This is a genomic window from Nonomuraea sediminis, assembly GCF_018531495.1.
GTDB lineage: Bacteria > Actinomycetota > Actinomycetes > Streptosporangiales > Streptosporangiaceae > Nonomuraea > Nonomuraea sediminis.
The window spans coordinates 1,166,400-1,180,028 of record NZ_JAHDTI010000001.1; the positions used below are offsets into that span (position 1 = coordinate 1,166,400).

General features: G+C 71.0%; 10 protein-coding genes. 4 read left to right on the top strand and 6 right to left on the bottom strand.

Annotated features, from left to right (window positions below; all coding sequences use genetic code 11):
• Positions 1-120: 120 nt before the first annotated feature.
• The gene (locus KIK09_RS05440; RefSeq protein ID WP_214317494.1) at positions 121-960 is read left to right on the top strand and encodes a PIG-L family deacetylase; all 840 of its coding nucleotides are present in this window, start codon (positions 121-123) and stop codon (positions 958-960) included.
• Between the two features lie 5 nt (positions 961-965).
• Here the strand turns inward: KIK09_RS05440 and KIK09_RS58965 are convergent, their stop codons facing one another.
• Both KIK09_RS58965 and KIK09_RS05450 read right to left on the bottom strand, forming a co-directional pair.
• Positions 966-1,352, bottom strand: coding sequence for a LuxR C-terminal-related transcriptional regulator (locus KIK09_RS58965; RefSeq protein WP_308163936.1), 387 nt, complete (start codon positions 1,350-1,352; stop codon positions 966-968).
• Between the two features lie 33 nt (positions 1,353-1,385).
• Positions 1,386-1,601 carry a hypothetical protein gene (locus KIK09_RS05450; protein WP_214317495.1) on the bottom strand — a complete coding sequence of 72 codons (216 nt, stop codon included), beginning with the start codon at positions 1,599-1,601 and terminating at the stop codon, positions 1,386-1,388.
• Positions 1,602-1,778: 177 nt separating this feature from the next.
• On the opposite strand from KIK09_RS05450, the gene KIK09_RS05455 reads away from it, so the two are divergent.
• Entirely contained in the window at positions 1,779-2,522 is a 744-nt protein-coding gene (locus tag KIK09_RS05455; protein ID WP_214317496.1) for a dienelactone hydrolase family protein, read from the top strand.
• Between the two features lie 718 nt (positions 2,523-3,240).
• Here KIK09_RS05455 and KIK09_RS05460 read toward each other — a convergent pair.
• Positions 3,241-4,407: an ArsB/NhaD family transporter gene (locus tag KIK09_RS05460; protein WP_308163937.1), complete on the bottom strand. Its 1,167-nt coding sequence runs from the start codon at positions 4,405-4,407 to the stop codon at positions 3,241-3,243.
• A gap of 57 nt (positions 4,408-4,464) precedes the next feature.
• On the opposite strand from KIK09_RS05460, the gene KIK09_RS05465 reads away from it, so the two are divergent.
• Positions 4,465-10,017, top strand: coding sequence for a WD40 domain-containing protein (locus tag KIK09_RS05465; protein ID WP_214317498.1), 5,553 nt, complete (start codon positions 4,465-4,467; stop codon positions 10,015-10,017).
• Here KIK09_RS05465 and coaE read toward each other — a convergent pair.
• Positions 9,994-10,593 (bottom strand): dephospho-CoA kinase, encoded by a 600-nt coding sequence (gene coaE, locus KIK09_RS05470; RefSeq protein WP_214317499.1) that lies wholly within the window; start codon positions 10,591-10,593, stop codon positions 9,994-9,996. The genes KIK09_RS05465 and coaE overlap by 24 nt on opposite strands.
• Before the next feature lie 9 nt (positions 10,594-10,602).
• A complete protein-coding gene (locus KIK09_RS05475) occupies positions 10,603-11,049 on the bottom strand; it encodes a GNAT family N-acetyltransferase (protein WP_214317500.1) in 447 nt (148 codons plus the stop codon).
• A 27-nt stretch (positions 11,050-11,076) separates the two neighbouring features.
• Here KIK09_RS05475 and KIK09_RS05480 point away from each other — a divergent pair, with 27 nt between their 5' ends.
• Positions 11,077-11,823: a maleylpyruvate isomerase family mycothiol-dependent enzyme gene (locus tag KIK09_RS05480; RefSeq protein WP_214317501.1), complete on the top strand. Its 747-nt coding sequence runs from the start codon at positions 11,077-11,079 to the stop codon at positions 11,821-11,823.
• A 176-nt stretch (positions 11,824-11,999) separates the two neighbouring features.
• Here KIK09_RS05480 and rpsA read toward each other — a convergent pair whose 3' ends face one another.
• Positions 12,000-13,478 carry a 30S ribosomal protein S1 gene (gene rpsA / locus KIK09_RS05485; protein WP_214317502.1) on the bottom strand — a complete coding sequence of 493 codons (1,479 nt, stop codon included), beginning with the start codon at positions 13,476-13,478 and terminating at the stop codon, positions 12,000-12,002.
• Positions 13,479-13,629 lie beyond the last annotated feature (151 nt).

Here is a 13,629-nt window from a genome sequence, read left to right on the forward strand (position 1 = left end):
AGAATCGGCCTAAATACCAATGGGCGGCCTGTTCATCAACGCTTACCCTGAAGGTCACGGGGGTGGGAGTTGAAGGGGATACGTGCGCTTTCAGCGAGCCTTGGTGCGGTCGCGCTGGCGATGACGCTCGTGGTCTTCATGGTGTGCCCGGTGCCTCCGGGACAGGCGACCACGCTGGCCGACACGCCGGTACTCGGCGAGCGGTTCATTCAGGTCGTCGCGCATCCGGACGACGACCTGCTGTTCATGAGCCCCGACCTGTACGGCGCCGTGCGGGCGGGCGGACCCACCGCCACGGTCTACCTGACCGCCGGCGAGGGCATGGCGGGCCTGGACGACCACCACGACCCGCACCAGTACGCCCGCGAGCGCGTGGACGGCCTGCACGCCGCCTACGCCTACGTGGCCGGCGCGCGCGACGCCTGGACCACCACCACGGTGACCGCCGGCCGGATGCGGGTCCAGGTGGACTCCCTGGCCGACCGCCCCGAGATCCGCCTGGTCTTCGCCGGCCTTCCCGACGGCGGCGACCCGCGCGCCGACGGCGGCCGCGACGCGCTGATCCGCATCTGGTCGGGCGGCGCCTGCGTCCGCCCGTTCGCCTCCCCCGCCCCCTGCGCCGACCGCCCCGAAGTGGTGAGCATGCTCCGCGCCCTGCTGCGCCGCTTCCACTGCACGATCCTGCGGACCCTCGACCCTTACCCGCCGCACGCCCGCCTCGGCGACCACCCGGACCACGTCGCCTCGGCCCGCCTGGCGAACGAGGCCGCGGGCGGCCTCCCCGTCACGGTCGTGGCCTACCGCGGCTACCCGATGACGGGCTGGTCGCCGAACGTCGCCTTCCACATGCGCCAGTTCAAACGTGAGGTCTTCCGCCGCTACCGCGACCACGACTACCGAATCCGGTACGGCTGGCGGTACTGGGCGTGGCTGGAACGCATGTACCGCATCGCCCCCTGAGCCGGTTACCTGTCACCGGGCCGGGGCTCCTCGCGCGTGAGCAGCCCGGCGAGCGCGGCGCGGTCGTTGACGCCGGTCCGCTCGTACACCGCGACCAGGGTGTTCGCGACCGTGCGGCGCGACACGAACAGCCGCTCGGCGATCTCCTTGTTGGTCAGGCCCTGCACGGCGAGCAGGGCGATCTCGCGCTGCCGCGGGGTGAGCGTGACGGGTTCGAGGCCGGCGAGCGCGGGTGTGCGGGCTCCCTGGCAGCGGCCCGCCAGCCGCAGGGCCCTCGTCTCGGCCGCCCGCGCCTCCCGCGTCCGCCCCGCCTTCCGGTGGAGGCGGGCCGCCTGCGCCGACGCCTCGGCCGCGTAGAGGATCAGGCCGAGCTCCTCGAAGTCCGTGGACACCGCGTCCAGTTCCGCCGGCTTGCGCGCCGTCGCCTACCGGACGAACACGGCCGGCAGCGCGCCTTCCACGGGCAGCGCGGCCAGCCGCTCGGCGACCAGGTCACCCCGGACGCAGTCTCCCCCGCAACGCGGTGGACGGCGGCCCGCCAACGCGGCCCCCGGGTCTCGGGTGATCTGGGATGGTCTCGGGTGTTCTCGGGTGTTCTCGGGTGGGAAACCCGCGGGATGGCCGCCATCTGGCACTCGCATCAGACGATCTTCGCCGGGCAGGAGCGGATACTGCCGATCGTGGTATGTTCAGCGTCGCTGTGTGCATGCTGCGACCCGAGGAGGTGAGACCGATCAACGCTGTGACAGGTCGGGGCTCCCTCTATCGCAAGGCCTAGGGAGCGCCCGCAGAAGGCATCCCGAAAGGCTTGAAACGCCATGCGCTTCACCTCCCAGACGTCGTCCGCCGGCGTCACCGAACAGCTGTTCACCCTCACCTCCACCTTCGGCGAGATCCCCGGCGTGCTGTGGACACCGGACGCCGCCACCGGCACCCGCCCCCTGATCCTGATGGGACACGGCGGCGGCCAGCACAAGCAGGCCCCCGGCATGGTGGCACGCGCCCACCGCTTCGCGGCCGAGTGCGGCTTCGCCGTGGCGGCCGTCGACGCTCCTGGCCACGGCGACCGTACGAAAACCGAGGAACACAACCGGATCATCACCGAACTGCGCACCCGCGCGCAGTCCGGAGGGGACGTGACTCCCCTGGTCGCCGCCTTCCACACACTCCTCACCGACCAGACCGTCCCGGAATGGCGGGCGGTCCTTGACGCCCTCCAGCAACTCGACCACGTCGGGCCCGGTCCGGTCGGCTACTGGGGACTGTCGATGGGCTGCGGGCTTGGCGTTCCGTTCATCGCCGCGGAGCCCCGCATCCGCGCGGCGGTACTGGGCCTGAACGGCGCGGAAACCTCGGCCGAGGCCGCCGCCCAGATCACTGTCCCTGTGGAGTTCCTCGTGCAGTGGGACGACGAGATGGTGCCGCGGGCGGCGAGCCTGGCCCTGTTCGACGTCATCGCCTCACCGGAGAAGACACTGCACGCCAACCCCGGCAAGCACGGGGATGTGCCGATGTTCGAACTGGACAGCTCACTGCGCTTCTTCACCCGACACCTGACCTGACACCCGCGCGCCGTCCGCGCTGATCGGGCTCTCCGCCCGATCAGCGCGCCCAGCTCAGCGGGCGGTTCGGGAGATCAGCGATGACGAAGGCCGCACCCTGCCGCGGATCGCGCAACGCGGGACCGCGCGGCTGACGCCCTGGCGTCGACATCTCCCGCCCGGAGGGTCTCGGGCGGGAGTCCCACTCGGCAGGCGCCACTAGTCACCTGGCCGGGTCCGGGCGAGATCTCGCACCCAGACGCCAAAGCGGCTGAGCGAAGCGAGGGTCCCCACGGTCTCCAACCGTGCCTGCCGTCCACCCTCGGGGTGGGCATCAGGCGCTTTCCCACCCAGGCGGGTATCGGGCGGGAGACCGCGCCGCAGGCGCCAAGAAAACGCCCGAGCGAAGCGAGGACCACCATGGTGCCCGGCCGTGCCCGCCGACCGCCTCGGGGTGGGCATCAGGTGCTCTCCCACCCAGGCGGGTATCGGGCGGGAGACCGCGCCGGAGGCGCCATGAGCGCTGTCCTCGCGTTAGCGAGGGCCTTTGCGCGCCAAAGGCGCGGAACCCTCAATCAGTACAGCCCGAGCCGGAGGCGAGGTCGGCGCGGGTGCAGGGGCGCGCCCCTGCCAGGGGGTCGTGGGGGGCTTGGCCCCCCACTGAGAACAGCCCGCAGCTGATGGCGCGATAGCGCTGCCAGAAGCAAGGACCATGCCCTCAAAAGCCTGGAACATGCCCCTAGGTGGTGGCGGTGAGGGCCCAGGTGGTGGTGAGGAGGGCTATGACGGCCAGGCCGGCTCCTGTGGCGAGGAAGCGGCGCATCGGGACCTTGACGTCGTGGCGGCGGCAGGATTCGAACCAGAGGAGGGTCGCGAGGGAGGCCCACGGGGTGATGACGGGGCCGACGTTGGTGCCGATGAGGACCGCGAGAAGGCCGTCGCGGGTGGCGACGACGGGTTCGAGGGCCTTGTAGGCAGGCAGGTTGTTGATGGTGTTGGCCAGGCCGGCTCCGACGGCGGCGTTGCGGTAGGGGTCCTGGTGGGTGCCGAGCATCCACGTCATGAGGTCGGCCAGGCCGTACCGGCTGAGCGTGGGGACCACGAGGAAGAGGCCCGTGACGAAGATCAGCAACTGCCAGGGGATGAGGCCGAGTGTGAGCCGGCGCCGGTCGCGGACGAAGAAGGCGATGACCACCAGCAGCGCCGCCACCGCGGCGGCGATGCCGACCTGGATCTTGAGCAGCAGCGCGACGATGAACAGCAGGCAGGCGACGGCGGCCGTCCAGAACAGGACGGGGTCGGCGATGGGCTCGAGCAGGGGCGGGGTGTAGCGGGCCTCCCTGCGCCTGCCGCGCCGCCAGTAGTAGACCCACAGGAAGGCCATCGTCACCGCGATGGAGACGAGCTGTGGCGCCCACATGCGGGCGGCGAACTGCTGGGCGTCGAGGTCGATCTTGCCCATGGCCAGCAGGTTCGTGAGGTTGGAGACCGGCAGCAGGAGGCTGGCGGTGTTGGCCAGCCAGATGGTGGTCATGGCCAGGGGCAGCGCGTCGATCCTGGCCTTTGGCGCCAGCGCGAGCATGACGGGCGTGAGCAACACCGCAGTCGTGTCGAGATTGAGAAATATCGTGACAAAGGAGGCGAATGCGGTGCTGAGGAAGAACAAAGCCGTGTAGTTGCCGCGCCCGAACACCGCCATCCTGGCCGCGATGGCGTCGAAGACCTGCGCCTCCTTGGTCAACTCGGCCAGCACGATGATGCCGACGAGGAAGACCAGCAGCGGCCCGATGTCGTCGAGGCTCCCGAGAGCGTCCTGCAGCGGCAGTAACCCGGACGCCACGAAGATCAGACCGAGTGCCAGCAGACCGATCCTGATCCAGTCGAGCACGGAAAGACGCCGCAACACCTGACGATGATCGCACACTCGCTGCGAAACGCCGATTCCCCGGGAGATACTGGGCAGATGGCGCGTGACGGCAGGCCGACCGAGATCTTCGTCAGCTATTCCCCGGCCGACACGGCTTGGGCCACCTGGATCGCCTGGGAGTTGGAGGCGGCGGGTTACAGGACGATGATCCAGGCGTGGGACTTCGTCCCCGGCACCAACTTCATCGACTTCATGGACCGGGGCGTGAGCGAGGCCGCGCTGGTCGTGGCGGTGCTGTCGCGCAACTACCTGACCTCCCGCTACGGCCGCATGGAGTGGCAGGCGGCGTTGCGCGCGGATCCGGACAACCCCTCCAACAAGCTGGTGACGGTCCGGCTGGAGGACGTCCAGGTCGAGGGCTTATTGTCCACGATCACCTGGGTGGACCTGCTGGGCGTGACCGATCCAGGCCAGGCCAGGGCGCTGCTGCTCGGCCGGATCAGGGAGGCCATGGCCGGCCGCGCCAAACCCGACCATGCACCGATATTTCCGACTAATGCGACTACGCCGCCGATTCCCACCCTGCCGGCTCCCGAGGAGCGGTCGAGGGCCCGCCGTACCCCGGTGACGGCGCCGAAGTTCCCGCCCGCGACCGCCAAGTCCCACGAGAAGCGCGAGTCGCTGAGCGTGCTGCACATCGGCGGCCCCCGCTTCGGCCGGGCGCTGCCGGATCCCGGCGAGCCGTTCACCCCCGAGGACATCCAGGCCAGGATCTGGGCGGACCTGACAGGCCTGTACGACAGGGGGATGCCGCGCCCCGACCTCATGCTGGTCAGCGGGGACCTCACCGAATCGGGCAGCCTGGGGCAGTTCGGCCAGGCCACCCGCTTCCTGACCGACCTGCGGCACCTGATCGGCCTGGAACCGCACCGGCTGCTCGTCGTGCCGGGCCCGCGCGACGTGACCAAGGCGGCGGCCAGCGCGTACTTCCTGACCTGCGAGGCCGACGACGTCAGCCCGCAGCCGCCGTACTGGCCCAAGTGGCGCCACTTCGCCGGCCTGTTCGACGAGCTCTACCAGGGCCTGGACGACCGGGTGTTCGACGCCGGGCAGCCGTGGTCGCTGTTCGAGGTGCCCGACCTGAAGGTCGTGGTGGCCGGACTGAACTCCACCATGGCCATGAGCCACCTGGAGAAGGACGCCTACGCCCTGCTCGGCGAGGCGCAGGCGGCCTGGTTCTCCGAGCGGCTGCGCCCGTACGAGGAGTCGGAGTGGCTGCGCCTGGGAGCCATCGGCCACCCTCCCGCGCTGCTGCACGACACGCACACCTACGAGCGCCTCGTCTCCCACCGCCTCAACCTGCTCTTCCACGGGTATGGCGAGCCGAACCAGGGCGCCGTGGCCGCCCCCCGCCCCGGACACCACCAGGTGGTCGAGATCGGCCCCCGGGGCATGCGCGTCTGGCGCCCGGAATCGCCGCAACCCGAGCGGACCACGACGGCCTGGCGCGCGGCCCGGGCGCCGTTCCACGAGATCGAGGCCAGACCGGCCCCTGAGCCTGAACCGGACAGGCAGGAGCCGGGCCCCACCGACCTGCTGCTCGACCGCATCACCGAGGTGTGCGAGGCCAGGCACGAACGCGCCAAGATCCGCCGCTTCCCCGCGCATCTGGTCGTCACCCACCCCGAGGACGGCTTCGTGCGCCAGCTGATGATCGGCGCGCACGTGGGCGAGGTCACCGCCGACAACTCCGCGGACTTCGTACGGCAGGCCCACGCCACCGAGCTGTCCGCCGAACTGGTCTACCAGGGGCCGCCGCCCCTGCGGGCGCTGCGCGACGACCTGATGCGCCGGGGCGTGCGGCTGCGCAGCTTCACCGAGTTCCAGGGCCTGCTGGACCTGTCCGGTTACGTGGCCGAGCAGACGACCAGGCTCACCGCCGACCGCCGCTACCCGACCGACCTGTACGTGCCGCAGCGCTACCGGGACATGGACCGGCCAGGACACCAGGTCAAGCAGGGGCTCACGGACGAGCTCCTCAGGCTGCTGGCCGCCGACCACGGCCGGTTCCTGCTGCTGCTCGGCGACTTCGGCCACGGCAAGACGTTCGCGCTGCGGGAACTGGCCAGGCGCATCCCGCTCGAGCTCCCCCATCTGACGCCGATCCTGATCGAGCTGCGCGCGCTGGACAAGGCGCACTCGGTGGACGGGCTGGTGGCCGCCCACCTGGCCAACCACGGCGAGGAGTTCATCGACCTGAAGGCCTTCCGCTACCTGCTGCGGCAGGGGCGGATCGTGCTGCTGTTCGACGGGTTCGACGAGCTGGTCACCCGGCTGACCTACGACAGGGCCGCCGACCACCTGGCCACGCTGCTGGCCGCCGCCGAGGACAAGGCCAAGATCGTGGTGGCCAGCCGCACGCAGCACTTCAAGTCGCACACGCAGGTGCTCACCTCGCTCGGCGAGATGGTGGGCGTGCTGCCGCAGCGGCGGGTGCTGTCGGTGGAGAACTTCACCCAGGACCAGATCCGCTCCTACCTGGACAACCGCTTCGACGACCACGACGAGGCCTCGGCGCGCATGGCGCTGATGGAGGGCATCAAGGACCTGCTTGCGCTGGCGCGCAACCCGCGCATGCTCAGCTTCATCGCCGACCTGGACGCGGACCGGCTGCGCACGGTGGCGGGCGCGCGCGACGCGATCAGCCCCGCGCTGCTGTACGAGGAGATCCTCAGCTCGTGGCTGGCCTTCGAGGAGCAGCGCACCCAGGTGCCGGGCTCGCCCGCCACGCTCACCGTCGGGGAACTGTGGCGGGTGGTGACGGCGCTGGCGCTGCGGCTGTGGGAGACGGGCGAGGCGTTCCTCGGGCTGGCCGAGCTGACCGAGATCGCCGCCACGCTCACCGACCTGGCCGACGGGCAGCTCACCGGGGCGCAGACGGCGCACGCGATGGGCACGGGCAGCCTGATGGTGCGCACCGAGGAGGGCATGTTCGGGTTCATCCACGCCTCGGTGATGGAGTGGTTGATCGCCCGGCACATCGCGGCCACCATGGACGACCCGGTGACGCTGACACGCAGGCCGCTGTCGGCGCTGACCGTGGAGTTCCTGTGCGACCTGGCCGACATGCGGGCGCTGCGGGCGTGGGTGGACAGCCCTCCCGCCGACGACATCGCCAGGGCGAACGCGGTCAAGCTCGCCGCCCGGCTGCGCACCCCGGCGCGGGCCGACCTGCGCGGGGCCAACCTGAGGGGCGAGGACCTGTCGGCCAGGGACCTGCGGGAGGTGGATCTGACCGGCGCCGACCTGAGCGAGGCCACGCTGGTCGGCACGGACCTGTCGCGGGCCAGGCTGCGCGGTGCCAGGCTGGTCGGCGCCCGCATGGACGAGGCCAAGCTGATGGGCGCCGACCTGACGGGCGCCGACCTGTCAGGCGCCCACCTGGCCAGGGCCGACCTGAGCGACATCGCCGCCGACGGCGCCCGCTGGCACCGGGCCGCGCTCATCAACGTCAACGGCACGCTCCCCCACCTGCCCGGCGCGGCGGTCGTGCCGGGCCAGCCGATCGACGTGCAGCTCGCCCCGGCCGCGATCGGCGTGCCGTACGGCTATCACATGCAGACCAGCCGGCTGCCCGAGCCCGTCGCCTACAGCCCGGACGGCGCGACGCTGGCCATCGGCAACGAGGACGGCGGCGTCCTGCTGTGCGTCGACGGGTTGCCCGCGCGCACGCTGCAGGGCCACCGTGGCCGCGTCTACGCGGTCTCCTTCGCCGGTGACCTGCTGGCCACCGGCGCCAGCGACGGGCGCGTGCTGCTCTGGGACGCGCTGACCGGCGCGCTGCTGCGCGAGCTGACCGGCCACGCCGACGGGGTCTGGCCGGTACGGCTCAGCCCCCGCGGCGACCTGGTCGCGGCGGGCGGCGCCGACGGCGTGGTCCGGGTGTGGGAGACCGCCACCGGCTCGCCGAAGCAGATCCTGTCCGGTCACCAGGCGCCCGTCTACACCGCCACCTTCGGCCGGGCGGGCCTGGTCACGGGCGACGCGGCGGGCGTGGTCCGCGTCTGGGACCTGGAGTCGGGGCAGGTCGTGCGCACGCTGGAGGGGCACGGCGGCTCGGTCTACCGGGCCATCCACAGCGCCGACGGCTCGATGCTGGTCACCGGCGACGAGGCGGGCACGGTCCGCGTCTGGGACGCCGCCTCCGGCACGCTGCGCCACACGCTGACCGGGCATCCCGGCAGCATCTACAGCCTGGCCTTCGCCCCGTCGGCGACCCTGCTGGTCAGCGGCGACACGGCCGGTGTCGTACGGCTGTGGAATCCGGTGACGGGCGAGTCGCACGGCGTGCACACCACCCACGCGGGGGCGATCTACCGGGTGGCGTTCAGCCCCGACAGCGGGATCGTGGCGAGCGCCGACGCCAAGGGCATGGTCCGGCTGCAGGAGGTGGGCGGCGCCCACCGGGTCGAGCTGACCGGGCACCGCAGCTCGGTGTGGCCGTTCGCGTTCCGTCCCGACGGCAGGCAGCTGGCCACCAGCAGCAACGACGGCACGGTCCGCCTGTGGGACACCGCCACCGGGCAGTGCCAGAAGGTGCTGCGCGGCCACGGCAGGCGCATCGTCTCGGCCAGGTTCAGCGCCGACGGTTCGATGCTGGCCACCAGCGGCAACGACGGCGTGGTGCGCATCTGGGACCCGAACACCGGGCGGCGGCTGCGGGAGTTCACCGGCAGCGCCGACCGGCTGATCTCGGCCTCCTTCTCCCCCGCAGGGCCGGTGCTGGCCACCTCGAGCAACGACGGCGGCGTGCACTTCTGGAACGCCACCACCGGCGACTACGAGCGCGAGCTGAACGCCGAGACCGACCACGTCTGGGCCGAGGCCTTCAGCCCTGACGGCGACCTGCTGGCCACGGCCAACGACGACGACAGCGTCCGGGTCTGGTACCGGCCGACCAGCCGCCTGGTCAGCAACCTGGCCGACCACCGGGGACGGGTGCGCTCGATCGCGTTCAGCCCCGACGGCCGCTACGTGGCCACCGGGTGCGACGACCGGCTCGTCCGCGTCTGGCAGGTCGAGACCGGCGACCGGGTGATGACGCTGCAGGGGCACACCGACCGCGTCTACTCGGTGGTGTTCTCCCCCGACGGCCGCTACCTGGCAAGCGCCGGCAACGACGGGCTGGCCAAGATCTGGGAGCTGTCGAGCGGCACGGCGCTGCACACGCTCGCCGGGCACGCGGGACGGCTGTGGAGCTGCGACTTCGACCCGTCGGGCGCCCGGTTGGCCACCGGCGGCGACGACCTGGCCATCCGCGTGTGGGACACGGGCTCGGGCGCGCTGCTGCAGACGCTGCACGGGCACGCCAGGCGGGTCTGGTCGGTGGCCTTCAGCCCGGCCGGTGACCTGCTAGCCAGCGCCGGCGACGACGGCGTGGTCATCCTGTGGCACGCGGGCGAGCGTCACATCACGCTGCTCGGCCTGCCCGAGGGCTGGGCGGCGCTGTCACCCGACGGGCGGTACAAGGTCCAGGGGGAGGTGGCGGGGCAGTTCTGGCACGTGATCGGCACGTCCAGGTTCGAGCTCGGCGAGCTGGACCCGCACCTGCCCGCCGTACGGCAGCTACCGCTTGAGTCGCTGTTCTAGGTCCTGCCAGACCTCCTCGACGCGGGCGTCGAGCTCCTCGAGCGAGCCTTCGTTGGCGATGACGACGTCGGCGACGGCCAGCCGGTCGGCGCGGCTCGCCTGGGCGGCGATGCGGGCCTTGACGTCGGCCTCGGACATGCCGCGGATGCCGGTCAGGCGGGCAAGGCGCACCTCGTCGGCCGCGTCGACCACGATGACGACGTCGTACAGGGGGGCGAGCTTGTTCTCGGCCAGCAGCGGCACGTCGTAGACGAGGATCGACTCGTCGGGCGCCTGGCTCTGCAGCGCCGCGACCCGCTCGCCGACCAGCGGGTGGACGATGGCGTTGAGCGCGGCCAGCCGTTCCGAGTCGCCGAAGACGATCGTGCCGAGCTGCTCCCTGTCGAGGGTGCCGTCGGGGCGCAGCACGCCCTCGCCGAAGGCGGCCACGACGCGGGCCAGGCCCTCGGTGCCCGGCTCCACCACCTCACGGGCGATCTTGTCCGCGTCGATCACGACGGCGCCCCTGGCGGCCAGGCGCTTGGACACCTCGCTCTTGCCCGATCCGATACCGCCGGTGAGCCCGATCTTCAGCACCGGGCCAGCTTATCGCCGCATGTGCACCAGAGTGAGATGGTCGTCCATCCGTTCCCGGTGTGTCTCCCGGTATCCCAGTCTCCGGTAGAGGCGGAGGTTGCCTTCGGACAGGTGCCCGGTGAACAGGTCGAACGCGGTCGCCTCCGGCACCTGCTCGTGCAGCGCGGTCAGCAGCGCGGTGCCGATCCCCGCACCCTGCCGGTCGGGCGCGACGACGAGCCTCCCGACCAGGCACGTCGTGCCGGCCAGTTGCCCGCGCACGGCGCCGACGATCCGCCCGGCCTCGGTGGCCTTGAGCACGGTCGCGTTGTCGATGGCCTTGCGAACCTGCTCGGCCGACTCCACCAGCGGCGCGATGAACGGGTCGCCGTAGAGCTGGGCCTCGCTCACGTACGCCGCCCGCTGCAGGGTGAGGATCTCCCCCGCGTCCGCCGTCACCGCCCGTTCGATCTCCATCGGGGCAGTCTATGGTTAGCTCGGCCCATGCGAAGCGCTCGATACCTTGATTGCCTGCGGGCCGACGCGGCGCTGCTGCGCGCGGCCGCCGCCGCGGATCTGACCGCGGCCGTGCCGAGCTGTCCCGGCTGGACGGCGACCGACCTGGTGAACCATGTGGCCACGGTCTATCTGCACAAGGCGGAGACGATCCGCCAGGGCGCCTGGCCCTCCCCCTGGCCGCCGGACCTGTCCGGTGAGGAGCCGCTGGCGGTCCTGGACCGCTTCCTGGCGGACCTGCTGGGCGAGCTCACCGCCCACGATCCCGGCACCAAGGCGCTGACGTGGTACGACCCGGACCAGTCGGTCGGCTTCTGGATCCGGCGGATGGCGCACGAGACGGTCATCCATCGCGTCGACGCCGAACTCGCCCGCGGAGCCGGCGTTTCCGGCATTCCTGATGATCTCGCCGTCGACGGGATCGACGAGGTGCTGGTGACCTTCCTCGCCTTCGCCTCGACCGGCTGGCCGGAGGACTTCGGCGACGCCCTCCCGGCCCTGTCCGGCCGCGCGATCGCCCTCTCCGCGGGCGACCGGCACTGGGTCGTACGGCCGGCCGCCACGGGAGCCGAGGTCACCTCCGCCGCGGGGCCCGCCGACGTCACCATCACGGGTTCTCCCCAGGACCTCCTGCTGTGGCTCTGGCGCCGCGGCCCCGCCGACGGCCTGCGCGTCGAGGGTGACGCCGCGCTGGCCGAGGGGCTGTACGGGCTCATGCGGGACGCGACCCAGTAACCCGCCAGGCGGGTCGCCGGGCGTCGTCACGGCGCCCGGCCAGGTCCTGCTGGAGTGGCGTCTCCCTGGACGGGGCCCGGCCCCGTGCGGCGGGTGGCGGTGGGGTGGCCTGCCGTACAGGAAGCAAAAAAGAGGCCCCGCACCGGAGTGCGGGGCCTCTTCAGGCGTTGCTCAGATCAGCTCTGACCGCCGGCGAGCTTCTCGCGCAGAGCCGCGAGAGCCTCGTCAGAGGCGAGCGCGCCGCTGGCCGGAGCCGACGACGAGGTGGACGGCGCCTGGGTCTCACCCGAGTAGGACGAGGGAGCTTCCTCGCCCGCCTCGGCCTCGGCCTTGCGGGCCTCCTCGATCTGCTTCTTGTGCGCCTCGAAGCGGGTCTGCGCCTCGGCGTACTGGCGCTCCCACTCCTCACGCTGCTTGTCGAAGCCCTCGAGCCACTCGCCCGTCTCCGGGTCGAAGCCCTCGGGGTAGATGTAGTTGCCCTGGTCGTCGTAGGTGGCGGCCATGCCGTACAGCGTCGGGTCGAACTCGACCTCGGTGCCGACACCCTCGTTGGCCTGCTTCAGCGACAGGCTGATGCGACGGCGGTCGAGGTCGATGTCGATGATCTTCACGAAGATCTCGTCGCCGACCTGGACGACCTGCTCCGGGATCTCCACGTGGCGCTCGGCCAGCTCGGAGATGTGGACCAGGCCCTCGATGCCCTCTTCGACCCGGACGAACGCGCCGAACGGCACCAGCTTGGTGACCCGGCCGGGGACGACCTGGCCGATCTGGTGGGTGCGGGCGAACTGCTGCCACGGGTCTTCCTGCGTGGCCTTGAGCGAGAGGCTGACGCGCTCGCGCTCCATGTCCACGTCGAGAACCTCGACGGTGACCTCCTGGCCGACCTCGACGACCTCGGACGGGTGATCGATGTGCTTCCAGGACAGCTCGGACACGTGGACCAGACCGTCGACGCCACCCAGGTCCACGAAGGCACCGAAGTTGACGATCGAGGACACGACGCCCTTGCGGACCTGGCCCTTCTGCAGGGTGTTGAGGAAGGTCTGGCGGACCTCGGACTGCGTCTGCTCAAGCCAGGCACGGCGGGACAGGACCACGTTGTTGCGGTTCTTGTCCAGCTCGATGATCTTGGCCTCGAGCTCGCGGCCGACGTACGGCTGCAGGTCGCGGACACGGCGCATCTCGACCAGGGACGCCGGCAGGAAGCCGCGCAGGCCGATGTCGAGGATGAGACCACCCTTGACGACCTCGATGACGGTACCGGTGACGATCCCGTCCTCGTCCTTGATCTTCTCGATCGTGCCCCAGGCGCGCTCGTACTGGGCGCGCTTCTTGGACAGGATCAGGCGACCCTCCTTGTCCTCCTTCTGGAGAACCAGGGCCTCGACATGCTCGCCGACTTCGACGACATCCGCCGGATCCACGTCGTGCTTGATCGAGAGCTCACGCGAAGGGATGACGCCCTCGGTCTTGTAGCCGATATCGAGAAGGACCTCGTCCCGATCGACCTTGACGACGGTGCCCTCGACAATGTCGCCGTCGTTGAAGTACTTGATGGTCTCGTCGATCGCTGCGAGGAAGGCTTCCTCGGACCCGATGTCGTTGACCGCTACCTGCGGGGTGCTCGAGGTGGCCTCGGTGCTGCTCGTCATGTGTGGAATTGCTCCGAACGCGGACAGATGTCGATGTGGCGAACGCGCGGCAGGCCCTCTTCCGCATCAAGCCGAGGAATTACGACATCGACGTGACCGAGCGCGAGCCCGCTCCGTCTGAGGCGCGCGCGAGCCCACAGCGCAGCGATCA

Bases quoted from the DNA above. Each gene is read 5' to 3' on its own strand.
- rpsA (WP_214317502.1), bottom strand. From the start codon at position 13,478: ATGACGAGCAGCACCGAGGCCACCTCGAGCACCCCGCAGGTAGCGGTC.
- KIK09_RS05480 (WP_214317501.1), top strand. From the start codon at position 11,077: ATGCGAAGCGCTCGATACCTTGATTGCCTGCGGGCCGACGCGGCGCTG.
- KIK09_RS05450 (WP_214317495.1), bottom strand. From the start codon at position 1,601: ATGCGAGTGCCAGATGGCGGCCATCCCGCGGGTTTCCCACCCGAGAAC.
- KIK09_RS05465 (WP_214317498.1), top strand. From the start codon at position 4,465: ATGGCGCGTGACGGCAGGCCGACCGAGATCTTCGTCAGCTATTCCCCG.
- KIK09_RS05475 (WP_214317500.1), bottom strand. From the start codon at position 11,049: ATGGAGATCGAACGGGCGGTGACGGCGGACGCGGGGGAGATCCTCACC.
- KIK09_RS05440 (WP_214317494.1), top strand. From the start codon at position 121: ATGACGCTCGTGGTCTTCATGGTGTGCCCGGTGCCTCCGGGACAGGCG.
- KIK09_RS05455 (WP_214317496.1), top strand. From the start codon at position 1,779: ATGCGCTTCACCTCCCAGACGTCGTCCGCCGGCGTCACCGAACAGCTG.